The 26,838-nt window shown below is 60.6% G+C and carries 23 protein-coding genes; 17 read left to right on the top strand and 6 right to left on the bottom strand.

Annotation, left to right across the window (positions count from 1 at the left end):
* Window positions 1-19 precede the first annotated feature (19 nt).
* The 14 genes from arnB (at window position 20) to ACM6JQ_RS16165 (ending at window position 15,663) form a co-directional block, all read left to right on the top strand.
* Window positions 20-1,168, top strand: a complete 1,149-nt coding sequence (gene arnB / locus ACM6JQ_RS16230) for a UDP-4-amino-4-deoxy-L-arabinose aminotransferase (protein ID WP_414894192.1) — start codon at window positions 20-22, stop codon at window positions 1,166-1,168.
* Window positions 1,165-2,181, top strand: coding sequence for an undecaprenyl-phosphate 4-deoxy-4-formamido-L-arabinose transferase (arnC, locus tag ACM6JQ_RS16225; RefSeq protein ID WP_414894191.1), 1,017 nt, complete (start codon window positions 1,165-1,167; stop codon window positions 2,179-2,181). Before arnB ends, arnC begins: the two co-directional genes overlap by 4 nt.
* The gene (gene arnA, locus ACM6JQ_RS16220) at window positions 2,178-4,169 is read left to right on the top strand and encodes a bifunctional UDP-4-amino-4-deoxy-L-arabinose formyltransferase/UDP-glucuronic acid oxidase ArnA (RefSeq protein ID WP_414894190.1); all 1,992 of its coding nucleotides are present in this window, start codon (window positions 2,178-2,180) and stop codon (window positions 4,167-4,169) included. The genes arnC and arnA overlap by 4 nt, the downstream gene beginning before the upstream one ends.
* The gene (gene arnD / locus ACM6JQ_RS16215) at window positions 4,169-5,053 is read left to right on the top strand and encodes a 4-deoxy-4-formamido-L-arabinose-phosphoundecaprenol deformylase (protein ID WP_414894189.1); all 885 of its coding nucleotides are present in this window, start codon (window positions 4,169-4,171) and stop codon (window positions 5,051-5,053) included. The genes arnA and arnD overlap by 1 nt, the downstream gene beginning before the upstream one ends.
* Window positions 5,050-6,702, top strand: coding sequence for a lipid IV(A) 4-amino-4-deoxy-L-arabinosyltransferase (gene arnT / locus ACM6JQ_RS16210; RefSeq protein ID WP_414894188.1), 1,653 nt, complete (start codon window positions 5,050-5,052; stop codon window positions 6,700-6,702). Before arnD ends, arnT begins: the two co-directional genes overlap by 4 nt.
* Window positions 6,699-7,043: a 4-amino-4-deoxy-L-arabinose-phosphoundecaprenol flippase subunit ArnE gene (gene arnE, locus ACM6JQ_RS16205; RefSeq protein ID WP_095112184.1), complete on the top strand. Its 345-nt coding sequence runs from the start codon at window positions 6,699-6,701 to the stop codon at window positions 7,041-7,043. Before arnT ends, arnE begins: the two co-directional genes overlap by 4 nt.
* Window positions 7,040-7,444, top strand: a complete 405-nt coding sequence (gene arnF, locus ACM6JQ_RS16200) for a 4-amino-4-deoxy-L-arabinose-phosphoundecaprenol flippase subunit ArnF (RefSeq protein ID WP_414894187.1) — start codon at window positions 7,040-7,042, stop codon at window positions 7,442-7,444. The genes arnE and arnF overlap by 4 nt, the downstream gene beginning before the upstream one ends.
* Window positions 7,441-8,820, top strand: a complete 1,380-nt coding sequence (locus ACM6JQ_RS16195; RefSeq protein WP_414894186.1) for a UDP-glucose dehydrogenase family protein — start codon at window positions 7,441-7,443, stop codon at window positions 8,818-8,820. The genes arnF and ACM6JQ_RS16195 overlap by 4 nt, the downstream gene beginning before the upstream one ends.
* Window positions 8,817-10,412: an ArnT family glycosyltransferase gene (locus tag ACM6JQ_RS16190; RefSeq protein WP_414894185.1), complete on the top strand. Its 1,596-nt coding sequence runs from the start codon at window positions 8,817-8,819 to the stop codon at window positions 10,410-10,412. Before ACM6JQ_RS16195 ends, ACM6JQ_RS16190 begins: the two co-directional genes overlap by 4 nt.
* A gap of 36 nt (window positions 10,413-10,448) precedes the next feature.
* The gene (locus ACM6JQ_RS16185) at window positions 10,449-10,967 is read left to right on the top strand and encodes a GNAT family N-acetyltransferase (RefSeq protein WP_414894184.1); all 519 of its coding nucleotides are present in this window, start codon (window positions 10,449-10,451) and stop codon (window positions 10,965-10,967) included.
* 180 nt (window positions 10,968-11,147) lie between these two features.
* Complete coding sequence (locus ACM6JQ_RS16180) at window positions 11,148-12,326, top strand: MFS transporter (RefSeq protein ID WP_095112188.1); 1,179 nt, start codon at window positions 11,148-11,150, stop codon at window positions 12,324-12,326.
* Between the two features lie 157 nt (window positions 12,327-12,483).
* Window positions 12,484-13,170, top strand: a complete 687-nt coding sequence (locus ACM6JQ_RS16175) for an HPP family protein (protein ID WP_007910169.1) — start codon at window positions 12,484-12,486, stop codon at window positions 13,168-13,170.
* 231 nt (window positions 13,171-13,401) lie between these two features.
* On the top strand, window positions 13,402-14,508 hold the full coding sequence (locus ACM6JQ_RS16170; protein WP_414894183.1) for an enoyl-CoA hydratase/isomerase family protein: 1,107 nt from the start codon (window positions 13,402-13,404) through the stop codon (window positions 14,506-14,508).
* Window positions 14,509-14,511: 3 nt separating this feature from the next.
* A complete protein-coding gene (locus ACM6JQ_RS16165) occupies window positions 14,512-15,663 on the top strand; it encodes an acyl-CoA dehydrogenase family protein (protein WP_003224706.1) in 1,152 nt (383 codons plus the stop codon).
* Window positions 15,664-16,185: 522 nt separating this feature from the next.
* Here the strand turns inward: ACM6JQ_RS16165 and ACM6JQ_RS16160 are convergent.
* The 6 genes from ACM6JQ_RS16160 to ACM6JQ_RS16135 form a co-directional block, all read right to left on the bottom strand.
* On the bottom strand, window positions 16,186-16,959 hold the full coding sequence (locus ACM6JQ_RS16160; protein WP_007918876.1) for an enoyl-CoA hydratase: 774 nt from the start codon (window positions 16,957-16,959) through the stop codon (window positions 16,186-16,188).
* A 15-nt stretch (window positions 16,960-16,974) separates the two neighbouring features.
* Window positions 16,975-18,102: an acyl-CoA dehydrogenase gene (locus tag ACM6JQ_RS16155; protein WP_123375190.1), complete on the bottom strand. Its 1,128-nt coding sequence runs from the start codon at window positions 18,100-18,102 to the stop codon at window positions 16,975-16,977.
* A 137-nt stretch (window positions 18,103-18,239) separates the two neighbouring features.
* Window positions 18,240-19,433, bottom strand: coding sequence for an acetyl-CoA C-acyltransferase (locus ACM6JQ_RS16150; protein ID WP_414894182.1), 1,194 nt, complete (start codon window positions 19,431-19,433; stop codon window positions 18,240-18,242).
* Between the two features lie 12 nt (window positions 19,434-19,445).
* Window positions 19,446-20,207: an SDR family NAD(P)-dependent oxidoreductase gene (locus ACM6JQ_RS16145; protein WP_007918867.1), complete on the bottom strand. Its 762-nt coding sequence runs from the start codon at window positions 20,205-20,207 to the stop codon at window positions 19,446-19,448.
* A gap of 16 nt (window positions 20,208-20,223) precedes the next feature.
* Entirely contained in the window at window positions 20,224-21,888 is a 1,665-nt protein-coding gene (locus tag ACM6JQ_RS16140; protein ID WP_414894181.1) for an AMP-binding protein, read from the bottom strand.
* 266 nt (window positions 21,889-22,154) lie between these two features.
* Complete coding sequence (locus tag ACM6JQ_RS16135) at window positions 22,155-23,171, bottom strand: AraC family transcriptional regulator (protein WP_414894180.1); 1,017 nt, start codon at window positions 23,169-23,171, stop codon at window positions 22,155-22,157.
* Window positions 23,172-23,461: 290 nt separating this feature from the next.
* Here ACM6JQ_RS16135 and efeU point away from each other — a divergent pair, with 290 nt between their 5' ends.
* From efeU to efeB, 3 genes are read left to right on the top strand one after another with little or no spacing between them, the layout of a single operon-like run.
* The gene (efeU, locus tag ACM6JQ_RS16130; RefSeq protein WP_007918853.1) at window positions 23,462-24,301 is read left to right on the top strand and encodes an iron uptake transporter permease EfeU; all 840 of its coding nucleotides are present in this window, start codon (window positions 23,462-23,464) and stop codon (window positions 24,299-24,301) included.
* A gap of 8 nt (window positions 24,302-24,309) precedes the next feature.
* Window positions 24,310-25,509 carry an iron uptake system protein EfeO gene (gene efeO / locus ACM6JQ_RS16125; RefSeq protein ID WP_414894179.1) on the top strand — a complete coding sequence of 400 codons (1,200 nt, stop codon included), beginning with the start codon at window positions 24,310-24,312 and terminating at the stop codon, window positions 25,507-25,509.
* A gap of 18 nt (window positions 25,510-25,527) precedes the next feature.
* The gene (gene efeB / locus ACM6JQ_RS16120; protein ID WP_414894178.1) at window positions 25,528-26,826 is read left to right on the top strand and encodes an iron uptake transporter deferrochelatase/peroxidase subunit; all 1,299 of its coding nucleotides are present in this window, start codon (window positions 25,528-25,530) and stop codon (window positions 26,824-26,826) included.
* Window positions 26,827-26,838: the final 12 nt, after the last annotated feature.

Raw genomic sequence — 26,838 nt, 5'->3', positions numbered from 1 at the left:
CTGTCGCCCCGAGGTTCTTATGAGTCAAGCGTTTCTGCCGTTTTCCCGGCCGAGTATCGGCGATGAAGAAATAGCCGCAGTTGAACAAGTACTGCGTTCGGGCTGGATTACTACAGGCCCTAAAAGCCAGGCACTGGAAGAACAGTTTGCCGACTATGTCGGCTGCAAGCATGCAGTGGCACTTTCCTCGGCCACCGGCGGCATGCACATCACCTTGCTGGCCTTGGGCATTGGCCCGGGTGACGAAGTCATCACCCCGTCGCAGACCTGGGTCTCGACCGCCAACATGATCTCGCTGCTCGGCGCCACACCGGTGTTCGTTGACGTTGATCGCGACACCTTGATGACCGACGCCGCGCGCATCGAAGCCGCCATTACCCCACGCACCACAGCAATCATTCCCGTGCATTACGCCGGCGCCGCGTTTGATCTCGATCCGCTGTATGCGCTGGCCGACAAGCACGGCATCGCGGTGATTGAAGACGCCGCGCACGCTGCTGGCACCCGCTACAAGGGGCGTCACGTCGGCGCGCAGGGCACGGCGATTTTCTCCTTCCATGCGATCAAGAACATGACCTGTGCCGAAGGCGCGATGTTCGTCACCGACGACGAAGCCTTGGCCAGCCGCGTGCGCATGCTCAAATTCCACGGTCTGGGCGTTGACGCCTACGATCGCCTGACCGGTGGCCGCAAGCCGCAGGCGCAAGTGATGGAGCCGGGGTTCAAATACAACCTCGCCGACATCAACGCCGCGATTGCGCTGGTGCAACTGGAGCGTCTGGACGCAATCAACGCCCGCCGCACGGAACTGGCCGCCGCCTACCGGCAAAAACTCGAAGGCCTGCCGGTGCAACCGCTGGCCCTGCCCGCTCACGCACAAACCCACGCCTGGCACCTGTTCATCCTGCGCATCGACAGCGAGCGCTGCGGCATGGATCGCGAAGCCTTCATGAAAGGCTTGCAGGACCAGGGCATCGGCACCGGTATCCATTTCATCGCCACCCACCTGCACACCTGGTATCGCCAGCGTGATCCCGATCTGTATTTGCCCGACACCGAGTGGAACTCGGCGCGGCTGTGCTCGATTCCGTTGTTTCCCGACATGAGCGATCAAGACCTTGATCGCGTGGTCGGTGCCATCGCCACTCTTATGGACAAACGCCCGTGAAACCCTATCCGATCCGCTGTGTGTCGATCGTTATCCCGGTCTACAACGAACAGGACAGCCTGCCAGAACTGCTGCGCCGCACTGAAGCGGCCTGCCGGATGCTGCGTCACGACTATGAAATCGTCCTCGTCGACGACGGCAGCCGTGACGAGTCCGCCAACCTTCTGGAAGAAGCTGCGAGCCGTGAGGACAGCCCGTTCGTGGCGGTCATCCTCAACCGCAACTACGGCCAGCACGCAGCAATCATGGCCGGTTTCGAGCAGTGCAAAGGCGATGTGGTCATCACCCTCGACGCCGACCTGCAGAACCCGCCGGAAGAAATCCCCCGGCTGGTTGCCGAAGCGGAAAAGGGTTACGACGTGGTCGGCACCGTGCGCGGCAACCGTCAGGATTCGGCCCTGCGCCGCTATCCGTCGAAGCTGATCAACCTCGCCGTGCAGCGCTCTACGGGCGTCGCCATGAGCGACTACGGCTGCATGCTCCGCGGCTACCGGCGGACGATCATCGACGCGATGCTCGCCTGCCGTGAACGCAGCACCTTCATTCCGATTCTGGCCAACAGTTTCGCCCGCCACACCACCGAAATCGTCGTCGCCCACGCCGAGCGTGAGCACGGCGATTCGAAGTACAGCCCGATGCGTTTGATCAATCTGATGTTCGACTTGATCACCTGCATGACCACCACGCCTTTGCGCCTGCTGAGCATCGTCGGTTTCACCATGGCCGGGCTTGGATTGCTGTTTGCCTTCGCGTTGATCGTCATGCGCCTGGCGTTCGGTGCCGGCTGGGCCGGTGACGGCATGTTCGTACTGTTCGCCGTGCTGTTTGTGTTCACCGGTGGCCAGTTCATCGGCATGGGCCTGCTCGGTGAATACCTCGGGCGCATGTACAGCGACGTGCGCGCCCGCCCGCGTTTCTTCGTGGAAAAAGTCTTGCGCGGCCAACCCGCCATGCCGCCGCGCGCCATCACCGTCGACGGTCTCTCCTCCTCCAATGATCAGGTTCTCTCATGAGCGCAAAAACTGTTGTCTTCGCTTATCACGATATTGGCTGCGCCGGCATTCAAACGCTGCTCGACAGCGGCTATGACATTGCGGCGGTGTTCACTCACGCCGATGACCCGAAAGAGAACGCGTTCTACGGATCGGTTGCGCAACTTTGTGCCAACAAAGGCATCCCGGTGCACGCGCCGGAAGACGTCAACCATCCGTTGTGGATCGAACGGATTGCCAAGCTCGCGCCTGAGTACATTTTCTCCTTCTACTATCGCAACCTGCTGAGCGAGTCGTTGCTGGCCGTGGCCAAAAAAGGCGCGTTCAACCTGCACGGCTCGCTGTTGCCGAGCTACCGCGGCCGCGCCCCGGCGAACTGGGTGCTGGTCAATGGCGAAAGCGAAACCGGCGTCACCTTGCACCGCATGGTCAAACGTGCCGATGCCGGCGCCATTGTTGCCCAGCAGCGCGTGGCCATCGAACGCAGCGACACCGCGTTGAGCCTGCACGGCAAGCTGCGCATCGCCGCCACCGATCTGCTGCGCGACACGCTGCCGGCGATGCTGCAAGGCAAGACCAGCGAAACCGCGCAGGACGAATCCAAAGCCACGGTGTTTGGTCGTCGTACCGCAGCGGACGGCAAACTGGTCTGGGCGAAACCTGCCGAGCAATTGTTCAACCTGGTTCGCGCGGTGACCCAACCGTATCCGGGCGCTTTCTGCGCGGTCGGTGAGCACAAACTCATCGTCTGGAGCGCCGAAGTCGTCAAGGGCAACGACGGCCAGGCCCCCGGCCGCGTAATCAGCGTTGATCCCCTGCGCATTGCTTGTGGTGAAGATTCGCTGGTGATCCTCTCCGGCCAACGCAACGACAACGGCCTGTTCCTCAGTGGCCCGCAACTGGCCAACGAACTCGGTCTGGTCGACGGCTCGCTGTTGCGCGGAGCTGAATCCGGCCGCGCACCGCGTCGCACTCGCGTGCTGATCCTTGGCGTCAACGGCTTCATTGGCAATCACTTGTCCGAGCGTCTGCTGCGCGATGACCGCTACGAAGTCTATGGCCTGGACATCGGTTCCGATGCCATCGACCGTCTGCGCAGTCATCCGCACTTCCACTACGTCGAAGGCGACATCAGCATTCACTCCGAGTGGATCGAGTACCACATCAAGAAGTGCGACGTGGTCCTGCCGCTGGTGGCCATCGCCACGCCGATCGAATACACCCGCAACCCGCTGCGCGTGTTCGAACTCGACTTCGAAGAAAACCTGAAACTGGTGCGCTACTGCGTCAAGTACAACAAGCGCGTGATCTTCCCGTCGACCTCGGAAGTCTATGGCATGTGCCAGGACAAGCATTTCGACGAAGACACTTCCAATCTGGTGGTCGGCCCGATCAACAAGCAGCGCTGGATCTACTCGGTGTCCAAACAACTGCTGGATCGGGTGATCTGGGCCTACGGCGCCAAGGGTCTGAATTTCACCCTGTTCCGCCCGTTCAACTGGATGGGCCCGCGTCTCGACCGCCTGGATTCGGCACGCATAGGCAGCTCCCGCGCCATCACTCAGTTGATCCTCAATCTGGTTGAAGGCACGCCAATTCGCCTGTTCGACGGCGGCGAGCAGAAACGCTGCTTCACCGATATTGCTGACGGCGTCGAGGCACTGGCGCGGATCATCGATAACGACAACGACGTCTGCAACGGCCAGATCATCAACATCGGTAACCCGGACAACGAAGCCAGCATCCGTCAGTTGGGCGAAGAGTTGCTGCGTCAGTTTGAAGCGCATCCGCTGCGCGACAACTTCCCGCCGTTCGCCGGTTTCCGCGACGTCGAGAGCAAGGCGTTCTACGGCGCCGGTTACCAGGACGTCGAGCACCGCAAGCCCAGCATCGCCAACGCCAAGCGCCTGCTTGACTGGACGCCGACCGTGGAAATGCGCGAGACCATCGGCAATACGCTGGATTTCTTCTTGCGTGAAGCCATGCTCGAACAAGCGGACAAGCGTTGATGCAGGCCGGTCTACGCATCGACGTCGACACCTTTCGCGGCACCCGTGAAGGGGTGCCGCGCTTGCTGGAAATGCTCGACGAGGCGCAGATCAAGGCGACGTTTTTCTTCAGTGTCGGCCCCGACAACATGGGCCGGCATCTGTGGCGCCTGATCCGCCCGCAGTTCCTCTGGAAAATGCTCCGCTCCAATGCCGCCGGCCTGTATGGCTGGGACATTCTACTGGCCGGCACCGCGTGGCCGGGCAAACCGATTGGCCGTGACCTCGGGCACCTGATGCGTCAGGCGCGCGATGCCGGTCATGAAGTCGGTCTGCATGCCTGGGATCACCACGGCTGGCAGGCCAACGCCGGGCGCTGGAGCAATGCGCAACTGATCGAGCAGATCCGTCAGGGCGTCGACACCTTGAGCGACATTCTCGGCGAAAAAGTCGAGTGTTCGGCCGCCGCCGGTTGGCGTGCGGATGAACGCGTGATCGAAGCCAAGCAAGCCTTCGGCTTTCGCTACAACAGCGATTGTCGTGGGCAACGCCTGTTTCGCCCGTTGCTGGCCGACGGTACGCCGGGTACTCCACAGATTCCCGTGGACCTGCCGACCTTCGACGAAATCGTTGGCCCCATCGTCGCAGCGCGCGACTTCAACAGTTTCATTCTCGATCACTTCCGCCCGCAACAGCTCAACGTCTACACCATTCATGCCGAAGTGGAAGGGATTCTGATGGCTGAGGATTTTCGTCAATTGCTGGCCGCTGCACGTCAGCGCAACATCGAGTTCAAACCGCTGGGCGATTTGTTGCCCGAGTTCTTCAACACCTTGCCCGTGGGCCGTGTGCAACGCGGCGCCCTCGACGGCCGTGAAGGCTGGCTGGGAGTGCAAGGCGCATGACTAAACGCTGGACGCTGCCACTGTTGTTGCTGGTCATTTGCTTGCTGGCCTATCTGCTGCCGCTGGGCACGCACGGCTTGTGGATTCCCGACGAAACCCGTTACGCGCAGATCAGTCAGGACATGCTGCTGAGCGGCAACTGGGTGTCGCCGCACTTCATGAGCCTGCGCTATTTCGAGAAGCCGATTGCCGGTTACTGGATGATCGCGCTGGGGCAGGAATTGTTTGGACAGAACCTGTTCGGCGTGCGCTTTGTGTCGGCGCTGAGCACCGGATTGAGCGTGCTGCTGTGCTATCTGCTCGCCCGGCGTTTGTGGAACGAACCGCGCAAAAGCTTCGTCTGCGCCCTGCTCTACATGAGTTTCACCATCGTCGCCGGGCAGGCCGGTTACGCCAACCTCGATCCGCAATTCACCTTTTGGGTCAACCTGAGTCTGGTGGCGCTGTGGTTTGCCCTCGACAGCCACACCAGCGGCAAGCGCATGGCGGCCTGGGCACTATTGGGCCTGGCCTGCGGCATGGGTTTCATGACCAAGGGATTCCTCGCCTGGCTACTGCCGGTGTTGATCGCCCTGCCGTGGATGCTCTGGCAAAAACGCTGGCGTGAACTGCTGATGTTCGGCCCGGTGGCGATTGCCGTGGCGATCCTCGTCAGCCTGCCGTGGGTGCTTTCGGTGCATGCACAGGAGCCGGACTACTGGCGGTTCTTCTTCTGGCACGAACATATTCGTCGCTTTGCCGGTGATGACGCGCAACACGATGCGCCGTGGTGGTTCTATCTGCCGCTGCTGGTGGCGTTCAGTTTGCCGTGGGCGGGATTGCTACCGACGGCGTTCAAGCAAGCCTGGCAAAGCCGCGCTCAGCCCAACGTCGTGTTTTTGCTGCTGTGGCTGCTGATGCCGCTGCTGTTTTTCAGCCTGAGCAACGGCAAATTGCCGACCTACATCCTGCCGTGCCTGCTGCCGATGGCGTTGCTGCTCGGTCATGCGCTGGCCGATCGTTTGCGTCTGGAGCAAGGTCGGGCGCTGAGCATCAACGGTGTGCTGAATCTGTTGCTGGGCGTCGTCACGCTGATCGCGCTGGTCTATCTGCAACTGACCAAACCGGTCTACGACCACGAACTGCACAGCATGGTGCTGGTGTTTATCGCGCTGATCGGCTGGATCATCGCCAACCTGCTGCAAGCCTTTCTGCCGCTGCAATGCTGGGCAGCACCGGCGCTGGGCAGCCTGTTGCTGATCGCAGTGTTGCCGGCAGCGCTGCCGAAGTCGGTGGTCGCCAACAAGATGCCCGATCAGTTCATCAAGCACCACGTCACGGAACTGGCGCAGACCACCCACCTGCTGAGCAACGATCTCGGTGCCGCGTCCGCACTGGCCTGGCGCCTGAAAACCCCGCAAGTGGCGTTGTACAACACGATAGGCGAATTGAAATATGGCCTTGCCTATCCTGACGGCATCCAACAGCGGGTCGATCCCGAACACGTACAACAGTGGATGCGCGAGGCGCGCCGCAGCGGTTCAGTCGGCGTGGTGATGCGCGTCAAGGGGCAGGACGAACTGGACGAAATCGATAGATTGCCTAAGGACGGCGTCCGTTATGAGCAGGGCAACCTGGTGATCATGATCCTGCCCAAGGAGGCGTCATGAGCCTGTTGCTGCTGCTGGCTGCGTGCCTGCTGACTTGTCTGGGGCAGATTGCGCAGAAGTACGCCGTGGAGAGTTGGCGCGGGGGCGATTCTTCGCTGACCGCCAAACTGCGCTCGCCGTGGTTATGGCTGGCCCTGCTCGCCCTCGGCTCGGGCCTGTTGGTCTGGCTGCTGGTGTTGCAGCGGCTGGAAGTCGGCATTGCCTATCCGATGCTCAGCCTCAATTTCGTGCTGATCACCCTGATCGCGCGCTTTGTCTTCCGTGAGCCCATCGACCGCCAGGATTGGCTTGGCGTGGCGTTGGTGATCGGCGGCGTGGTTTTGTTGGGGCAACAATCATGAACCCGCGCCGTGGCATCACCTTCGCGTTGGGCAGCGTGTTTCTCGTCAGCGCTGCGCAACTGGGCATGCGCTGGAGCATGACCCGCCTGCCCGCGCCGGAACAATGGCTGCACATCGACAGCCTCGACCTGCGAGCGTTGGCCGTGGTCGTCGCGGCGATTTTCACCTACGCGCTGTCGATGCTCTGCTGGCTCGCCGCCCTGCGCGATCTGCCGCTGGGCCGCGCTTACTCGCTGCTGAGCATCAGCTATGCGCTGGTGTACCTGCTGGCGGCCAGTCTGCCGCTGTTCAACGAATCCTTCAGTTTCACTAAATCACTGGGCGTGGCGTTGGTCATGCTCGGGGTCATCACCATCAACACTCGTCCGGCTCGTGCGCCCGAATTCAGGAGTGCTCCATGAAAATCACAGTATTTGGCAGCGGTTATGTCGGTCTGGTGCAAGCGGCTGTGTTGGCCGAAGTCGGCCATGATGTCGTGTGCATGGACGTCGACCAGAAGAAGGTCGACCTGTTGCGCCAGGGTCACGTGAGCATTTTCGAACCGGGGCTGGCCAGCCTGGTACGTGAAGGTCTGGATTCGAAACGCCTGCAATTCACCACCGATGAACAACTTGCCGTGCAGCACGCTCGGGTGGCGTTCATTGCCGTCGGTACGCCGTCGCGTGAGGACGGCTCGGCCGATCTGCGTTATGTGCTGTCGGTAGGTGATGCGATTGCCCGCCATCGTGAGCAGCCGTTGATCATCGTCGAGAAATCCACGGTGCCGGTGGGCACCGGCGATACGCTGCGCACGCACATCGAAAAGGCTTTGATCAAGGTCGGCCGCCTGCTGCAGTTCGATATCGTCTCCAACCCGGAATTTCTCAAGGAAGGCTCGGCGGTTGCCGACTGTCGACGCCCGGACCGTATCGTTATCGGTTGCGAAGGCGATGAAGTGCGCGACGTGATGCGCGATCTGTACTCGCCGTTCAACCGCAACCATGACCGCATCATGTTCATGGACCTGCGCAGCGCCGAGCTGACCAAGTACGCCGCCAACTGCATGCTGGCGACCAAGATCAGCTTCATCAACCAGATCGCCGAACTGGCCGAGCACTTGGGCGCCGACATCGAATCGGTACGCCAGGGCATCGGTGCCGACACGCGCATCGGTTACCACTTTATCTACCCGGGCTGCGGCTATGGCGGTTCCTGCTTTCCCAAAGACATGCGCGCGCTGATCCACAGTGCCGAAGAAGCGCATTGCTCCAGCGACTTGCTGCAAGCGGTCGAGGCGATCAATCAGCGCCAGAAACACAAACTGTTCGAGCGTATCAACGCGTTCTACCGCGGCGATCTGCGTGGCAAGACCTTTGCCCTGTGGGGGCTGGCATTCAAACCCAACACCGATGACATGCGCGACGCGCCGAGCCGGGTCCTGCTGGAAGAACTCTGGGCCGCCGGTGCCAGCGTGCGCGCCTTCGACCCGGAAGCCATGCAGGAAACCCAGAACCTCTACCCGGACGAGTCGAAGCTGATGCTGATGGGCACGCCCGAATCGGTGTTGCCCGGCGCCGACGCACTGATCATCTGCACCGAATGGCAGCAGTTCAAGGCGCCTGACTTCGACCTGATCAAGCAACGCCTCAACACCCCGGTGATCTTCGACGGGCGCAACCTGTACGACGCCGAGCGTCTGGCGCGCAACGGTTTCCATTACTTCCCGATGGGCCGTGGTGAATCGCGAAAACTGCCGATTCCGCTGCAACAGTGGCCGCACGCGTCCGACGTCGCTTGATTACGCTGTCGCCTGAGATTCGCCGGCAGTCGCTGATCGCAGGGCTGCTGGCGTTTTTATTGTTCATCGCCGGGGTCTTCGGGCAGGCCCCGATTGGTTTCGATTCGCGGTTTGTGTTGTTCGCGCAGGAAATGCTGCGCCATGGGCCGACGGTGTTTCCGACGACTTATGGTCAGCCGTACGCGGATTATTCAGCAGTTTCGACGCTGTTTATCTGGCTGCTGTCGTTGCCGTTCGGTGCGGTGAATGCGTTGACCGCGTGGGCGCCGAGTGCGATCGCCGGCGCACTGATCGTGACACTGATGTATCGACTGCTGGCGCCGTACTCGCGGCGCTGGGCGTTGATCAGTATTGCGTGGCTGATGCTCACCAGTGGCTTTGTCACCGAAGTGCGCGCGGTGTCGCAGGATTTGATGCTCGCGGCGGTGGCGTTCGCGGTGTTCTATCTGGGGTATGCCCATGATCATTTTGGCGGCAGGCGTCACTGGCCGCTGATCTTCGTTTTGCTATTGCTCGGTTTCGGCATTCGCGGGCCGATTGGTCTGGTGGTGCCGACCGGCATGCTCTGCAGTTATTACCTGTTCAACCGGCAATGGTCGCGACTCTTGGTGTTCGGTGTGTTGGCTTCGCTGTTGCTGGCCGCGTGTGTCGGGTTGTTGTTATGGCTAGCGCAGGTCAGCGGTGGGCCGGTGTTTTTGCAGGACGTGATCCGCATGCAGTTCATGGGGCGCATGGACGGCAGCGAAGGCGTCAGCGGTTCGCTGTATTACTTCACCAGCTCCTTTGGTAACTATGCCCTCGCCTACCCGTTGGCATTGCTGGTGTTGGCGGCGGCCTGGCTGAGCAAACCACAGCAGCGTGGCCCGGCGTTACGCCTGGTGCAGTATTGCGCGGCAGCCGGACTGATTGTGATGGTCGGCTTGTCGATTCCCCAGGCGAAGAAGGCGCGGTATTTGCTGCCGATGTTGCCCATGGCCGCGATCATTGCGGCGTATCCGTTTCAGGTCGCGCATGGTTGGGTATTTCGTTGGTTGCGCGGGTTGATGCTGGGTGTGTGGCTGGTCACGCCGGGCTTGTTGATGGTGGTGTTGCTGATCGCCCGACGGCGGTTTCCCGAGCAATTGGGTGAGGTTTCGATTGTTTTGATCGCGTTGGGCGTGCTGCAGCTGTTGGCGTTGTCGCGATTGTTGGTCCCGCGTTGGCGAGCCGAAGTGCTGGCGTTGTGTGCCGTGTTGGCGCTGTGGTCGGTTTATGCGGCCGTGTTCGAACCGGTGGAGCGGCGTCTGTACGACACGCAAACGTTCAGCCGCGAGGTCTTCGCTCAGATCCAGCATAACCCCGCACCGCTGGTGCTGCACGGCATGGGCAAGGACGCGAAGGCGATCAAGTTCATGGTCAATCTCCCGCAGGATCTGCAACCGCAGTTCAGTGACTCGATCCAGCAACTGGAGGCGATCAAAGGCCCGGCGTGGCTGATGATGGACCGCAGTGATCTGGCATCCCTCAAGGGCACGCCGCTGGAAAGCGCGCAGCCAGTGTTGAATGGGCGTTTCGACAAAAACGACTATGTATTGCTGTGGCTGAAACCGTAACCTGTCCAGCTCTCGACCGGCAGGATGCGCCTCAACATGACCTTCGACGTACGCCGCGCCAGCCTTGCTGACGCGCAAGCCCTCCCCGCGATCGAGCATTCGGCAGCGCAATTGTTTCGTCTTGATCCGCCATTGGCGTGGCTGGCTGATGCCGAGGTGCCCGATGCTGGCCAACATCTGCTGGCCATCGAACAGGCGTACGTGTGGGTTGCTGAACATAGCGGTGGGCAACTGACTGGATTTGTTCGTGCTGTCGACATTGATCAGCACCTGCACATTGAGGAGCTATCCGTCAGTCAGGCTTTTCAAGGACAAGGCATCGGTCGCGCACTGGTTGCGGCAGTCATTGAACAAGCGCGCGCGATGCAGTTGAACTCAGTGACATTGACCACCTTTCGCGATCTGCCATGGAATGCAACGTTTTATCAGAGGATGGGGTTTGTCGAGTTGGCGAATGTAAAAGCCGAACGCCATTTACGCGATGCGCTGCAAGCCGAAATCGTCTGCGGATTTCCCCCAGAGCGGCGCTGCGCCATGCGCCTGCGCCTGATTTGAAAGCAATGAAGATCCTTGTGGGAGCGAGCCTGCTCGCGAAGGCGGAGTGTCAGTCAACATTGATGTATCTGGTACAACGGCTCCCACAGGAATTGTGGTGTGGCGGCTTGACCGGTGGTGACTGCCCGGTAAGGATGGCGTACGCCCGCCCAGCATTTGAAATAAGGACATTGACCCTTCGTGGCCACCTACTCGCGCCTCATCCGCCGGTTGATGATCAGTTCGCTGACCGTCGTTATCAGCCGCGCCCTGATCAGCCCGCTGCTGACCCTGTTCCTCAGCAACAAGCTCAAACTCAACCCGCAGGATGTCGGTCTGCTGTTGGGCATTGCGGTGTTCAGCGCCACGTTGCTGTCGCTGTATGGCGGCTACATCATCGATCGGCTGGACAAGCGCCGGTTGCTGATCCTGACCATGCTCTCCAGCGGCATCGGCCTTATCCTGCTGACCTTCGCGCAGAACCTGTATCTGGTCACCCTGGTGCTGATCATCAGCGAAACGGCGTCGGCGCTGTTCCTCATCTGCGCCAAAGCCATCCTCAGTGAAAACCTGCCGGTGGGCCAGCGGGTCAAGGCGTTTTCCCTCAACTACACATTGACCAATATCGGCTATGCGGTCGGCCCGATGATCGGCGTGGTGATTGCCGGGGTGCAGCCTTCGGCGCCCTTCATCGTTGCCGGTGCGATTGCCATCGGCAGCATATTTTTGCTGCTCGGCGCCGCCCGGGAAGCCAGCCAGATCGCTCCAGTCGCTGCGCCACCCAGCTTTCTGAAAACCCTGATCATCCTGAAAAACGACCGCACGATGATCCTGTTTACCCTGGGCTGCCTGCTCAGCACGCTGGTGCACGGGCGTTTCACCCTGTACCTGTCGCAATACCTGCTGGTCACCCACACCCAGCAACAGACGCTGGAGACCATGGCCGCCCTGCTCGCCTGCAATGCAATCACGGTGATCCTGTTGCAGTACCAGATCGGCCGCCTGCTCAGCCGAGAACACCTGCGTCACTGGATTGCCGGCGGCACTGCGTTGTTCATCGTCGGGCTGATCGGTTTCAGTCTGGCCGACAGTCTGCTCGGCTGGTGCGTGGCGATGTTTATCTTCACCTTGGGCGAGATGATCATTTACCCGGCCGACTTTTTGTTCGTCGACACCCTCGCCCCGGAAGAACTGCGCGGCAGCTACTACGGCGCGCAGAATCTGGCGGCGTTGGGTGGTGCGGCCAGTCCAGTCATGTGCGGATTTCTGCTGATGCACACACCGGCGCCGAGCATGTTTTATGCCTTGAGCGCACTGGCGGCTGTGGGCGGCTACTTGTGCTTCGTCAGTGGCCGTCGCGTCGCTTCAATGCAAAATTAATGCACTAAATCTTCATTAATATGAATTTGTCAGCATCGAGTTTGCCCGGCACACTGTGCACGTTCCTCCCCCAATGTTGGAACACTTCGAGGGCTTTCCGGATATGCCGGACAAGTCCTTTTTTTTGCCCCGAATTTGCTGCAAGGACCGGATTTACATGCTCGCTCGCTGGTTGCCCGCCGCCATCAATACCCGCCCGACCGAATGGAGCCGCGCCGCCATCGGCATGGCATTGGGCACATTGTTCAGCGTGTGGTTGTGCGCGCAGGTGTTCGGTCATGACGTCGCCTATCACCTGATTGGCCCGCTGGGGGCATCGGCGGTGTTGCTGTTCGCCGTGTCATCCGGCGCCCTCGCCCAGCCCTGGTCGATTCTCGGTGGTTATTTGTGTGCCGGCGTTGTGGCGTTGCTGGTGGCTCACGTGCTCGGCCGAACCCTTGGCAGCGCCTGCCTGGCGGCGGGCATGGCACTGATTCTGATGTGCTGGCTGCGTTGCCTGCACCCACCGGCCGGCGCGTTGGCATTGACGCTCGTATTGGCCGATCCAGCGACCATCGCGATGGACTGGAAAGCCATGGAACCGGTGATGCTCGGCGCGGCGTGCATGCTGCTCAGTGCCTTGGCCTACAACAACCTGACCCGTATCCGTTACCCGAAACGCCCCGCTGAACCAGCGCCGATGGTTGCCCCGGTCGACAGTCAGGCAATCACCGCAGAAGACCTCAAACTCGCGTTGGCCGATATGGAAGCCTTCATCGACATCACCCCCGAGGATCTCGAACAACTGATCCACGCCAGCGAACTGCACGCCAAGCGCCGCAGCATTACCCAAACCTTCCGCTGACTCCGTGTAGGAGCTGCCGCAGGCTGCGATCTTTTGATCTTGCTTTTTAACGGTCAACAGATCGCAGCCTTCGGCAGCTCCTACATGAGCGCGCACATTTTCGACCAAGGTAAAAACGCAAACTCCCCCTGCGAATATCCCGGTTGTACACGGCAAATTTGCACTGTTACGATCCGGTAATGCTCGCGCGCGAGCTTCTCGAATAAAGACAATAAAAGCAGGGAGTTACTGATGACAGCTCAGGCTTCATCTCCGCGGACACCGTCCATGGATGCCACGCAAAACGAAGTGCTGGCCGACGTTCGCAATCATATCGGTCACCTGACCCTCAATCGCCCCGCCGGTCTCAACGCCATTACCCTCGACATGGTGCGTTTGCTGCAGCGCCAGCTCGATGCCTGGGCGACTGACGCCAATGTTCACGCCGTGGTCCTGCGCGGTGCCGGTGAAAAGGCCTTCTGTGCCGGGGGCGACATCCGTTCGCTGTACGACAGTTTCAAAAGCGGCGACACGCTGCACGAAGATTTCTTTGTCGAGGAATATGCCCTCGACCTGACGATTCATCACTACCGCAAACCGGTGTTGGCGCTGATGGACGGATTCGTCCTCGGCGGCGGCATGGGCCTGGTGCAAGGCGCCGATCTGCGCGTGGTCACCGAGAAGAGTCGTCTGGCGATGCCGGAAGTGGCCATCGGTTATTTTCCCGATGTCGGTGGCAGCTATTTCCTGCCGCGCATTCCCGGTGAGCTGGGCATTTATCTGGGTGTCAGCGGCGTGCAGATCCGTGCGGCGGATGCGCTGTATTGCGGCTTGGCCGACTGGTATCTGGACAGCAGCAAACTGGCGCTGCTCGACGAAAAACTCGATCAGATGGAATGGCAGGACACGCCGCTCAAAGCACTGCAAAACCTGCTGGCCAAACACGCCGTGCAAACCTTGCCCGATGCGCCACTTGAGGCTTTGCGCCCGGCCATCGACCATTTCTTCGCCTTGCCGGACGTACCGAGCATGGTCGAACAATTGCGCGCAGTGACCGTCGCCGACAGCCACGAATGGGCGACCACTACCGCTGACCTGCTGGAAACCCGCTCGCCACTGGCCATGGCGGTGACCTTGGAAATGCTGCGTCGCGGCCGCCACTTGAGCCTGGAACAGTGCTTCGCATTGGAGTTGCATCTGGATCGCCAGTGGTTCGCCCGCGGCGACCTGATCGAAGGCGTCCGCGCCCTGCTGATCGATAAAGACAAGACACCTCGCTGGAACCCGCCGACCCTCGCTGCGCTGGACGCTGCGCATGTCGCGAGTTTCTTCCACGGGTTTGCTGAGAGCGGGAGCTGAGCCATGCACGATCTCGAACTGACTGAAGAACAAGTGATGATCCGCGACATGGCCCGGGACTTCGCCCGTGGTGAAATCGCGCCGCACGCGCAGGCCTGGGAAAAGGCTGGCTGGATCGACGATGCGCTCGTTGCGAAGATGGGTGAGCTCGGTTTGCTTGGCATGGTGGTGCCTGAAGAATGGGGCGGCACTTACGTCGATTACGTCGCTTATGCATTGGCCGTGGAAGAGATTTCTGCCGGTGACGGCGCGACCGGCGCCTTCATGAGCATCCACAACTCGGTGGGCTGCGGCCCGGTACTCAATTACGGCAGCGAAGCACAGAAACAGACCTGGCTGGCGGATCTGGCCAGTGGGCAAACCATCGGCTGCTTCTGCCTGACCGAACCGCAGGCCGGTTCCGAAGCCCACAACCTGCGCACCCGCGCGGAACTGCGTGACGGCCAGTGGGTGATCAACGGCGCCAAGCAATTTGTCAGCAACGGCAAACGGGCGAAGCTGGCGATCGTCTTTGCCGTGACCGATCCGGACCTCGGCAAGAAAGGTATTTCGGCGTTTCTGGTACCGACCGATACCGCCGGTTTTATCGTTGATCGTACTGAGCACAAAATGGGTATCCGCGCTTCCGACACCTGTGCGGTGACGCTGAACAACTGCAGCATTCCAGAGGCCAATCTGCTCGGCGAGCGCGGCAAAGGCCTGGCGATTGCCCTGTCCAATCTTGAAGGCGGACGCATCGGCATCGCCGCGCAGGCTCTGGGTATTGCTCGGGCGGCGTTTGAGGCGGCGTTGGTGTATTCGCGCGATCGCATCCAGTTCGGCAAACCGATCAACGAACATCAGAGCATCGCCAACCTGCTGGCCGACATGCACATGCAAATCAACGCGGCGCGCTTGATGATCCTGCACGCAGCGCGTCTGCGCACGGCGGGTAAACCGTGTTTGTCTGAAGCGTCGCAGGCCAAGCTGTTTGCCTCGGAAATGGCCGAGAAGGTGTGTTCGTCGGCGATTCAGATTCATGGCGGGTATGGGTATCTGGAGGATTACCCAGTCGAGAAGTACTACCGTGATGCGCGGATTACCCAGATCTATGAAGGCTCGAGCGAGATTCAGCGGATGGTGATTGCGCGGGAGTTGAAGAACTATCAGTTGTAACGGTGTTGGCCCCTTTCCCTCACCCCAGCCCTCTCCCAATGGGAGAGGGAGCCGACCGAGGTGTCTGGCGTCATACGTCGACCTGAAAGACCGAGTCGATTATCGATTCGGTAAGCCAGGTCAATCAGGGATTCGGTAAAACTCTTTCAGGTCGGCGTACCTTCCAAGCATCCCCCAATCAGTCCCTCTCCCTCTGGGAGAGGGAGCCGACCGACGTGTCTGGCGTCATACGTCGACCTGAAAGACCGAGTCGATTATCGATTCGGTAAGCCAGGTCAATCAGGGATTCGGTAAAAACTCTTTCAGGTCGGCGTACCTTCCAAGCATCCCCCAATCAGTCCCTCTCCCTCTGGGAGAGGGAGCCGACCGAGGTGTCTGGCGTTATACGTCGACCTGAAAGACTGAGTCGATTACGGATTCGGTGATGAGCACCCAGGTCGGCGTAAATCTGAAATATCCCCCAATCAGTCCCCTCTCCCTCCGGGAGAGGGTTGGGGTGAGGGGCTTTTCGCTTTAGTCGCGTTACTTGCCCTTGAAGTCGGCCTCACGCTTGGCAATAAACGCCGCCATCCCTTCCTTCTGATCCTGCGTGGCAAACGCTGCATGGAACACCCGACGCTCAAAGCGCACGCCCTCGGTCAGGTTCACTTCAAAGGCACGATTCACGCTCTCTTTGATCATCATCGCAATCGGCAGCGACTTGCTGGCAATCACCGCCGCCACTTTCAGCGCTTCGTCGAGCAACTCATCGCTCGGCACAATCCGCGCGACAATCCCGCAACGCTCAGCCTCCACTGCATCGATCAAACGTCCGCTCAGGCACATTTCCATGGCTTTCGCCTTGCCGACGGCGCGAGTCAGGCGCTGGGTGCCGCCCATGCCCGGCAACACACCGAGATTGATTTCCGGTTGACCGAATTTGGCGTTGTCGCCTGCCAGAATGAAATCGCACATCAGCGCCAGCTCACAGCCACCGCCGAGGGCGAAACCGTTGACCGCCGCGATGATCGGCTTACGGCGGTTGGCCACGCGATCGCTGTCGCTGAACAGGTCGTCCATGTAGATCTGCGGGTAGGTCAGCTCGGCCATTTCCTTGATATCGGCGCCGGCGGCAAAGGCCTTTTTCGAGCCGGTGAGGACAATGCAACCGATGTTCGCATCGGCTTCCAGCGCATCAAGGGCCTGGTTCACTTCGCTGACCAGTTGCGCATTCAGCGCGTTCAGCGCCTGCGGGCGGTTCAGGGTGATCAGGCCAACGCGGCCATGGGTTTCGAGCAGGATGGTTTCGTAAGTCATGATTAAAATTCCTTGTCAAAGATTGCGCGAAATGACCATGCGCTGAATATCGCTGGTGCCTTCGTAGATCTGGCAGACACGCACGTCGCGGTAGATGCGTTCCAGCGGGAAGTCGTTGAGGTAACCGTAACCACCGAGGGTTTGCAACGCCATCGAACAGACCTTCTCGGCCATTTCCGAAGCGAACAGTTTGGCCATCGACGCCTCGACCAGTGCCGGTTGACCGCTGTCGCGCAGGGCGGCGGCGTAATGCACCATCTGTCGGGCGACGGCGATCTGCGTGGCCATGTCGGCCAAGCGGAATGCCACGGCTTGATGCTCAATAATTGGTTTGCCGAAGGTGTCGCGCTCACGGGCGTAATCACGCGCCGCTTCAAACGCGGCGCGGGCCATGCCCACCGATTGCGAGGCGATGCCGACGCGGCCGCCTTCAAGGTTGGCCAGGGCGATTTTGTAGCCCTCCCCCTCCTCGCCCAAACGGTTGGCCACCGGCACTTTGACGTCTTCGAAGAGAATCTGGCAGGTGTCGGACGCGTGTTGACCGAGCTTGTCTTCGACGCGAGCGACTTTGTAGCCCGGCGAATCGGTCGGCACTATAAACGCAGTGATGCCGCGTTTGCCGGCACTCGGATCGGTCACCGCAAACACAATCACGATCCCGGCGTTCTGCCCGGAGGTGATGAACTGTTTGCAGCCGTTCAGCACGTAGTGATCGCCTTCCAGCCGTGCACGGGTTTTCAGGCTGCTGGCGTCGGAGCCGGCCTGCGGTTCGGTTAGCGCAAAGGCACCGAGCATGGCGCCGCTGGCCAACGGTTTGAGGAAGCGTTCACGCTGATCGTCGTTACCGAACTTGAGAATCGGCACACAGCCGACCGAGTTGTGCACGCTCATGATCGTCGAGCAGGCACCGTCACCGGCGGCGATTTCTTCCAGGGCCATGGCGTAGGCCAGGTAGCCGGTGTCGCAACCGCCCCACTGCTCCGGCACGAGCATGCCGAAGAAGCCCAGCTCAGCCATTTGGCCGATGGCTTCCTTGGGGAAGCGGTGCTCGCGATCCCACTCGGCGGCGAACGGTTTGAGGCGTTCCTCGGCAAACTGCCGGGCCATGTCGCGGATCTGGGTTTGGTCTTCGTTGGGAATCATGGTGAATCCTTAATCCGGGTTACACGCGGTCCCCTGTAGGAGCTGCCGCAGGCTGCGATCTTTTGCTCTTGATCTAAAAACAAGATCAAAAGATCGCAGTCTCGTTGCACTCGTCAGCTCCTACAGGATTAGTGCGTTTAGTAGACGCATTCCACGGCCATGGCCGTGGCTTCGCCGCCGCCGATGCAAATCGCCGCGATGCCGCGTTTCTGCTTTCTCTGGTGTAAAGCCGAGAGCAACGTCACCAGAATCCGCGCACCCGACGCGCCGATCGGATGGCCCAGGGCACAAGCACCGCCATGCACATTCAACTTGTCATGCGGGATTTCCAGGTGTGTCATCGCCGCCATGCCAACCACGGCAAACGCCTCGTTGACCTCAAACAGATCGACATCACCCAGCGACCAACCGGTTTTCTTGATCAGCTTCTTGATCGCACCAATCGGCGCCACCGGGAACAGGCCCGGGGTATCGGCGAACGCGGCGTGGCCATGGATCACGGCCAACGTTTTCAGTCCGAGTTTCTGCGCCTGCGACTGACGCATCAGCACCAGTGCCGCCGCACCGTCAGAAATCGAGCTGGAGTTCGCCGCCGTCACCGTGCCGCCTTCGCGAAACGCCGGTTTCAGCGAGGCAATCTTGTCCAGTTTGGCTTTTGGCGGTTGTTCGTCGTTGCTGATCAGCACCTGTTCTTTGCCGACGGTCACGGTCAGCGGGATGATTTCGTCCTTGAAGCTGCCGTCTTTGATCGCCTGCTGCGCGCGGGTGGTCGAGGCGATGGCAAAAGCGTCCTGCGCCTCACGGCTGAAACTATTGGTTTCGGCGCAATCCTCGGCGAAGGTGCCCATCAGTCGGCCCTTGTCGTAGGCGTCTTCGAGGCCGTCGAGGAACATCGAATCGAGTACGCGGCCATGGCCCATGCGGTAACCGGCGCGGGCACGATCCAGCAGGTACGGCGAGTTGGACATGCTTTCCATACCGCCAGCGATGACCACATCGGCACTGCCAGCCACCAGCATGTCGTGGGCGAGAATGGTGGTTTCCATACCCGAACCGCACATTTTGTTGACCGTGGTGCAACGGGTCGATTTATCCAGGCCGGCGCCCAAAGCGGCCTGACGCGCAGGCGCCTGACCGAGGCCCGCAGGCAATACGCAACCAAACAGCACTTCATCGACTGCATCACTGGCGACACCGGCGCGTTCAACCGCAGCCTTGATCGCCGCAGCACCGAGTTGCGGCGCGGTGAGGCTTTTCAGTTCGCCCTGAAATCCACCCATTGGCGTGCGCACAGCGCTGACGATAACAATCGGATCGTTGGAAATAGTCATGACAATTCCTCCTTACTTGGCGGCCATGCGCAAGGCACCGTCGAGACGGATCACCTCGCCGTTGAGCATGCTGTTTTCGATGATATGCCGAACCAGCGCGGCGTACTCGGCAGGCTTGCCCAGACGCGGCGGGAACGGCACGCCGGCGGCCAGCGAATCGCGGACTTCCGGGGTCATGCCGGCCATCATCGGTGTTTCGAAAATGCCCGGGGCGATGGTCATCACGCGAATGCCGAAACGCGCCAGTTCGCGGGCGGCTGGCAGCGTCAGGCTGGCGATCGCGCCTTTGGAGGCCGAGTACGCCGCTTGGCCGATCTGACCGTCGAACGCCGCGACCGAGGCGGTGTTGATAATCACACCGCGCTCGCCGTCTGCGTTCGCCTCGGATTCGGCAATCGCCGCAGCGGCCAGGCGCAGCATATTGAAGCTGCCGATCAGGTTGACGTTGATCACTTGGGCAAAACTGCTCAGCGCATGCGGGCCGTTCTTGCCGAGGATCTTCTCGCCACGGACGATGCCGGCGCAGTTGACCAGACCGTTGAGGCTGCCAAAGGCTTTGACGGTGGCCTGCACGGCAGCTTCAGCGGCGGCTTCGTTGCTGATGTCGGCGACCACACTTTGTGCGCCCAGACGCTGAGCCTGAGCGGCGACGGCTTCGGCGTTCATGTCCACCAGCATCACTTTGGCGCCGGCACTGACCAACAATTCAGCGGTGGCCGCACCGAGGCCCGATGCGCCGCCGGTGACGATAAAAACCTTGTTCTCGATCTGCATGACTGTATTTCCTGATTCAAGCTGAAACGTTATGCGCCGCAGCCTCTTGAGCTTTGGCGATTTCCTGGTTGCGCAAGATAAAGCGCTGCAATTTGCCACTTGGGGTCTTGGGCAATTCGCTGACAAATTCGATTTCACGCGGGTACGAATGCGCGGCCAGACGTTTGCGCACATGTTGGCGCAGCTCTTCGGCCAACTCCGGAGCCGCACGGTATTGCGCACTCAGCACCACGAAAGCTTTGACCAGTTCGGTGCGCTCCGGATCGGGTTTGCCGACCACCGCCGCCTCGACCACGGCCGGGTGTTCAATCAGTGCACTTTCCACGTCGAACGGCCCGACACGGTAGCCGGAGGTGGTGATCACATCGTCGCTGCGGCCGACGAAGCTGATGCTACCGTCCGGGTTCCATTCCACGGTGTCGCCACTGAGGTAGTAATTGCCGACGAAGGCTTTGGTCGGCGCGCCTTCGTAGCCACCGAACCAGCACATCGGTGATTGCGGTCGGTCGATGGCAAGAATGCCCGGCTGGCCGACGCCGAGTTCGTTGTATTGGTCGTCGAGCACGACGATGCGATGGCCCGGCGAAGCGAAACCGGCGGCGCCGACATGAACCGCGTGGTCGAGGCCGTGGTGATTGCACAGGACCATGCCCAGTTCGGTCTGGCCGTAATGGTCATGAATGACCACGTCGAGGTTGTCGGCGAACCAGCGGATCACTTCCGGGTTCAGCGGCTCACCGGCGCTGCTGACGATGCGCAATTTGCCTTTGATCGACTTGGCGAACTCGTCGCCGCCGGCAATCAGCAAGCGATAAGCGGTTGGCGATCCGGTGAGGTTGGTGATGCCGTACTTGTTGATCACCCGGCAGGTGCTTTCGAGGGTGAACGGGCCATCGTAGAAGGTGATCGGGTGGCCCATCGACAACGGCCCGGTGACGCCGAAGTAGATGCCGTAGGCCCAGCCCGGATCGGCGACGTTCCAGAACGCATCTTCCGGGCGCAGGTCCACGGCATCACGGGTGTAACTCTGGAAGGCAACGATGGCCTTGAGTGGCACCGACAGCGCTTTCGACGGACCGGTGGTGCCCGAGGTGAACATCAGCAGAAACGGGTCTTCGCCGCTCAGCAGCACCGGTTCGCAGACGCTGGAATAGTTGGCCAGTTCGGCCCAGAAACTGAAATCGCCACGGACGATGCCCTGGCCTTTGGCCCCGCCGACGGTAACGAGCGTCGGGCAATCGGCGACTTCAGCAAGTTTCGACCGATTGACCGCGTCGGTGACCACGACTTTGGCACCGGAGCTGTTCAGGCGATGTTCGAGGGCTTTGGGGCCAAACGCGGTGAACAGCGGCTGATACACCGCGCCGATGCGCCAGGTGGCCAACACGGTGATGAGCAATTCGACGTTGCGCGGCAGCAGGCCGGCGACCTTGTCGCCCTTCTGCACGCCTTGGGCGAGAAGGAAATTGGCGAAACGCGCGGCTTTGTCCTGCAGATCGTTGAACGTGTACGTCGCACTGGCACCGTCGCGGCCTTCCCAGAACAGCGCAATGCGCCCAGGCAAGGCGTGGCGGTCGCAACATTCGACGCAGGCGTTGAGCGCCTCAAGCGTACCGCTAAGCGCGGCATCCACGGTGTGCTGATAGTTGAACTGTGCGGTGGCAGACAAGTAATCGCGCATTGCCAGAATCCCTCTGTTTTTTATTAGGCTGGGAAGCGTAAACAACAGGGAGATAGTCGCGCTGTGGGGCAGCGGCGGCAATGGTCAAAGCCATCAATGTGGCTGACTGGTTTGGCCAATACTGCTACCACACTGATCGTTCCCACGCTCTGCGTGGGAATGCAGCCTTGGACGCTCTGCGTCCGCTCCAGAGCTGGAACGCGGAGCGTCCCTTGAGGCATTCCCACGCAGATCGTGGGGACGATCAAGCGGCGGGATGTGTTGGATCAGACAACCTCGTTCAGGATCAACGTGCGGTAATGGCCCGGATTCGAACCCGACCACTTGCGAAACGCCTTGTAAAACGAACTCGCATCAGCAAAGCCCAAGCGGCTGGCAATCTCGACAAAACTGATCGAAGGCTCCGCCAGCCAAATGATCGCCAGCTCCTTGCGCACACTGTCCTTGAGGCCCTGATAGGTCTGCCCTTCTTCAGCCAGTCGCCGGCGCAACGTCGAGGCTGACATGCACAATTGTTGCGCCAGCGCCTCGGTTTCCGGCCATTGTTCAGCCGGCAGTTGCCGCAAATCCTGCTTGATCCTACTGGCAAGGCTTTCCGGGTCGCGGTACTTCACCAGAATATTGGCCGGAGCGTGGGCGAGAAAACGCTTCAACTCCTCGGCCGTGCGTTTGATCGGCAGGTCGAGGCAATCGGCAGAGAAAATCATCCGGGTTCGCGGCCGATCAAAACGCAGGTTTTCCGAAAACATCACCCGATAGTCATCGGTGAAATTCGGTTCGGGGCAGCGCAGTTCAATCGCCAGAATCGGAATCCGCCGCCCGGCCAGCCAGCAGGCCACACCGTGGACGATCATCCAATAAGTGAAATAAGTGAAGGCGCGGCGCGGTTCGGGCTCATCCTCCAGCAGAACGATTTCCGCCAGACTTTGCTGGTGCACCAGTTGCGCCGGCATGCGCTCAAGCATCAGCGACAGAAAGCTCAAACCCGTGCTCAAACCCGCTGCCAGCGTCGGTTGCGCCATCGCGCTGCGACACAGGAATTCAAGGCTGCCGGACTTGAGCTTGCGCGGGTCCATGCCAAAGAACTCGTCATCGCCACGGCGCGCCAATAACCGCCAGAGTTTCGCGTACTGCGAGGCCGGCACCCGGCCGTGCTCGGTTTGCAGCAGCAGCGGATCAATCCCGACCTTGTTCAAGACTTCTTCCATGGCCACGCCCGGGGCACAACTTTGCAGCAGCGCTTCACGCACCAGTTGAACGGCGATGGTGTCTTTTTCCGACATGGAGCGCGATAAACCTTGTTGTTTTGGGTGGCAGGCATATTACCGCAGGACACGAATTCAACACGAATCCCCTGTAGGAGTGAGCCTGCTCGCGATGGCGTCGTGTCATTTAGCGCTGAATGTTCTGACACACCGCTATCGCGAGCAGGCTCACTCCTACAGGGATCAATGCGAGGCAAAAATTGAGGTCGTTCAGCAACTGTTCAGGTTTATGTCAATCAATGTCATGTGAGAATGACTTTCATTATGTTACAACTTGTAACCTCTAGAAATGACCTCTTGGATGCCGAATGCTCGTTCCCTTTCTGATCATGCTGCGCGAAGGCATTGAAGCCGCGCTGATCGTTGGCATTATCGCCAGCTACCTGCAACAGACTGGCCGTGGTCAATGGATGCCTGCCGTGTGGATCGGCGTGTTTCTCGCTGCCGCCCTCGCCCTGCTGGTCGGTGGTGGCCTGGAACTGGTCAGCGCTGAATTCCCGCAAAAACAGCAGGAACTGTTCGAAGGCATCGTCGGGCTGGTGGCCGTGGGCATTCTCAGTTCCATGGTGTTCTGGATGCGCAAGGTCGCGCGTTCAATCAAACATTCGCTGCAAGCCTCGCTCGATCACGCGCTGACATCTTCCAGACATCAAGTGATCGCGCTGATCGCCATGGTGTTTTTCGCGGTCGCCCGTGAAGGTCTGGAAACGGTGTTCTTCCTGCTCGCGGTTTTCCAGCAGAGCGAAGGCCCGGGCGCGCCGATCGGTGCCCTGCTCGGGCTGATTCTGGCGATCATCGTCGGGTTCCTGATCTACAGCGGCAGCATGCGCCTCAATCTTTCGGCGTTCTTCAAGTGGACCGGCCTGTTCATTCTGGTGGTCGCCGCCGGGATTCTCGCCAACTCGGTGCAGGCCCTGCATGAAGCCGGGCTGTGGAATCACCTGCAGACCGTGCTCTTCGACTTCAGCGCGACGCTGCCGATGGATGGCCCGTTGGGCTCGGTGCTGGCCGGCATGTTCGGTTATCAGGATGCGCCGACCGTCAGCACCCTCGGTGCCTATCTGCTTTATCTGCTGGTGGCGCTGGTGATGTTCTTCCTTCCCGCGCCCAAGCCCTCCACGCAATCGTCTTCCGTTTCCAGCCAATAAGGGCATCCATGTCAAAGCCTAATACTCCTCAGGCCTCCCCTCCTCGCGCCTTGCGTTGGGCGGTGGCCGGTTCAGTGGTGGTGATGATCGCCGCCGGTGGTCTGTTTTATTACGCCTCGAAAATGGCTGCGGCCAAGCGTCAGCACAACCACGATGAAGTGGTGGTGAACATTCATCCGGGCAGCTGCGAGCCGAATGCGCTGACGGTGCCGGCTGGCCGCGCCAGTTTCCGCATCGTCAACCGCTCCGACCGTGCGGTGGAATGGGAAATTCTCGACGGCGTACTCGTCGTTGAAGAACGCGAAAACATCGCGCCGGGCCTGAGCCAAGTGATCAACGCCAACCTGCAACCGGGCGATTACGCGATCACCTGCGGCCTGCTGAGCAACCCGCGCGGCACCCTGCACGTGACGCCGACTGCCGCGTCTGATGCTGCGGCCAAAGCCAAACCGTCGATGGTCGCCTTCGTCGGGCCGCTGTCGGAATTTCGCGTGTACCTGGCCAGCCAGAGCAGCGCGCTGATCAAAGCCGTCACGGCACTCGATCAAGCGATTGAAAGCGGTGATCTCAGCCAGGCCCAGGCGCTGTACCTGCCCGCGCGTGCGGCTTATCAACGTCTGGCCCCGGCCGCGCAACGTCTGGCCGAACTGGACAACAGCATCAACGCCCGCGCCGATTACTTCGAGAAACGCGAGCAGGATCCGGCCTTCGTTGGTTTCCACCGCCTCGAATACGCGCTGTTCCAGCAACGCAAACTCGACGAGCTGACACCCGTGGCCCAGCGCCTGCTCAGCGACGTCACCGCGCTCAAACAGCAATTGCTCGCGCAGTCGCTGCCACCGGAGCAACTGGTCAACATCATCGTGCGCAACCTCAACACCTTGGCCGACGTACGCGCCGCCAGTGGCGAAGAAGAACGCTACAGCCACAGCGACCTTAACGGTTTCGCCGCCAACGCACAGACCGCGCGCAAAGTCGTCGATCTGCTGCGGCCGATGCTGACCAAGTCTGCCGCCGACCTGCTGCCGAAAATCGACAAGGCACTGGCCGACTTCGACAGCGAACTCAACAGCTACAAGATCAAGGACGGCTACGCCAGCTACGACTCCGTCAGCGGCGAACAACGCAAGCAGATCGCCGACAAGGCCCAGGCTCTGGCCGACGCACTGGATGGCATCGATCCCGCCCTCGGCCTCTCCGGCCTGTAAGCAGAAGAAGAATTCCCGATGAAAGATTTAGAAACGCTCAACCTGCAACGCCGCCGTGTCTTGATGGGCATGGGCGCCGCCGGTGTCGCCCTCGCCGGGTCCGCCCTGAGCTGCCCGGCCATGGCCGCCGCGCCGGCGCAGGTCACCGAAGCACCGAGCAGCGACAAGACCGAAGACCGCCACGATTTCCACGGCGTGCACCAGGCCGGCATCGTCACTCCGCGTCCGGCGTCGGGCATGCTGGTGTCATTCGATGTGTTGGCCAGTGATCGCGAAGATCTGGAGCGGCTGTTCCGCACGCTCAACGAGCGCATTGCCTTTCTGATGAAGGGCGGCCCGGTCGCACAAATCGACCCGAAACTGCCGCCGCCGGATTCTGGCATCCTCGGCCCGAACGTCACGCCGGACAACCTGACCATCACCGTGTCCGTCGGTGAATCGCTGTTCGACGAGCGCTTCGGTCTGGCCGACGCCAAACCGAAACGCCTGATGCGCATGGTCGGTTTTCCCAACGATGCGCTGGACGCCGATTGCTGCCATGGCGATCTGAGTTTGCAGTTCTGCTCGAACACCGCCGACACCAACATTCACGCCCTGCGCGACATCGTCAAAAACCTCCCCGACCTGCTGCTGGTGCGCTGGAAACAGGAAGGCAGCGTGCCGCCGCAAGCCCCGGCGAAACCGGGGTTGCCAGCGCAATCGGCGCGCAATTTCCTCGGTTTCCGTGATGGCTCGGCCAACCCCGACTCCAACGACAGCAAAGCCATGGATCGTCTGGTCTGGGTGCAACCGGGCAGCGATGAACCGGCCTGGGCTGCCCATGGCAGTTACCAAGCGGTGCGGATCATCCGCAACTTTGTCGAGCGCTGGGACCGTACGCCGTTGCAGGAACAGGAAAGCATCATCGGCCGGGTCAAGACCACCGGCGCGCCGATGGGTGCGCAGCATGAGACCGAAGTCCCGGATTACAGCAAAGACCCGGCCGGCAAGCTGACCAAGCTCGACGCGCACATTCGCCTGGCTAATCCGCGTACGGCTGAAACCCAGGCCAATCTGATCCTGCGCCGGCCGTTCAACTATTCGAATGGCGTGAACAAGAACGGCCAGCTCGACATGGGCCTGCTGTTCATCTGTTACCAGGCCGACCTGGAAAAAGGCTTCATCACCGTGCAGACCCGCCTCAACGGCGAGCCGCTGGAGGAATACCTCAAACCGGTCGGCGGCGGGTACTTTTTCACCCTGCCGGGTGTCACGGGCGACAAGGACTTCATCGGCCGCTCGCTGCTCAACGCCACACAACCGAAAACCGCTGCCTGAAACCACATCTCA

Source organism: Pseudomonas sp. IT-232MI5 (assembly GCF_949767845.1).
In the GTDB taxonomy this organism is placed as follows: Bacteria; Pseudomonadota; Gammaproteobacteria; order Pseudomonadales; family Pseudomonadaceae; genus Aquipseudomonas.
Note: the sequence above shows the minus strand (reverse complement) of the source record. Positions and strands in the feature narration are given on the sequence as shown.

What these genes read in the sequence shown, in the direction of transcription:
- arnB (WP_414894192.1), top strand. Translation starts at nt 20, where the DNA reads ATGAGTCAAGCGTTTCTGCCGTTTTCCCGGCCGAGTATCGGCGATGAA.
- arnA (WP_414894190.1), top strand. Translation starts at nt 2,178, where the DNA reads ATGAGCGCAAAAACTGTTGTCTTCGCTTATCACGATATTGGCTGCGCC.
- arnD (WP_414894189.1), top strand. Translation starts at nt 4,169, where the DNA reads ATGCAGGCCGGTCTACGCATCGACGTCGACACCTTTCGCGGCACCCGT.
- arnT (WP_414894188.1), top strand. Translation starts at nt 5,050, where the DNA reads ATGACTAAACGCTGGACGCTGCCACTGTTGTTGCTGGTCATTTGCTTG.
- arnE (WP_095112184.1), top strand. Translation starts at nt 6,699, where the DNA reads ATGAGCCTGTTGCTGCTGCTGGCTGCGTGCCTGCTGACTTGTCTGGGG.
- arnF (WP_414894187.1), top strand. Translation starts at nt 7,040, where the DNA reads ATGAACCCGCGCCGTGGCATCACCTTCGCGTTGGGCAGCGTGTTTCTC.
- ACM6JQ_RS16195 (WP_414894186.1), top strand. Translation starts at nt 7,441, where the DNA reads ATGAAAATCACAGTATTTGGCAGCGGTTATGTCGGTCTGGTGCAAGCG.
- ACM6JQ_RS16185 (WP_414894184.1), top strand. Translation starts at nt 10,449, where the DNA reads ATGACCTTCGACGTACGCCGCGCCAGCCTTGCTGACGCGCAAGCCCTC.
- ACM6JQ_RS16175 (WP_007910169.1), top strand. Translation starts at nt 12,484, where the DNA reads ATGCTCGCTCGCTGGTTGCCCGCCGCCATCAATACCCGCCCGACCGAA.
- ACM6JQ_RS16170 (WP_414894183.1), top strand. Translation starts at nt 13,402, where the DNA reads ATGACAGCTCAGGCTTCATCTCCGCGGACACCGTCCATGGATGCCACG.
- ACM6JQ_RS16165 (WP_003224706.1), top strand. Translation starts at nt 14,512, where the DNA reads ATGCACGATCTCGAACTGACTGAAGAACAAGTGATGATCCGCGACATG.
- ACM6JQ_RS16160 (WP_007918876.1), bottom strand. Translation starts at nt 16,959, where the DNA reads ATGACTTACGAAACCATCCTGCTCGAAACCCATGGCCGCGTTGGCCTG.
- ACM6JQ_RS16155 (WP_123375190.1), bottom strand. Translation starts at nt 18,102, where the DNA reads ATGATTCCCAACGAAGACCAAACCCAGATCCGCGACATGGCCCGGCAG.
- ACM6JQ_RS16150 (WP_414894182.1), bottom strand. Translation starts at nt 19,433, where the DNA reads ATGACTATTTCCAACGATCCGATTGTTATCGTCAGCGCTGTGCGCACG.
- ACM6JQ_RS16145 (WP_007918867.1), bottom strand. Translation starts at nt 20,207, where the DNA reads ATGCAGATCGAGAACAAGGTTTTTATCGTCACCGGCGGCGCATCGGGC.
- ACM6JQ_RS16140 (WP_414894181.1), bottom strand. Translation starts at nt 21,888, where the DNA reads ATGCGCGATTACTTGTCTGCCACCGCACAGTTCAACTATCAGCACACC.
- ACM6JQ_RS16135 (WP_414894180.1), bottom strand. Translation starts at nt 23,171, where the DNA reads ATGTCGGAAAAAGACACCATCGCCGTTCAACTGGTGCGTGAAGCGCTG.
- efeU (WP_007918853.1), top strand. Translation starts at nt 23,462, where the DNA reads ATGCTCGTTCCCTTTCTGATCATGCTGCGCGAAGGCATTGAAGCCGCG.
- efeO (WP_414894179.1), top strand. Translation starts at nt 24,310, where the DNA reads ATGTCAAAGCCTAATACTCCTCAGGCCTCCCCTCCTCGCGCCTTGCGT.
- efeB (WP_414894178.1), top strand. Translation starts at nt 25,528, where the DNA reads ATGAAAGATTTAGAAACGCTCAACCTGCAACGCCGCCGTGTCTTGATG.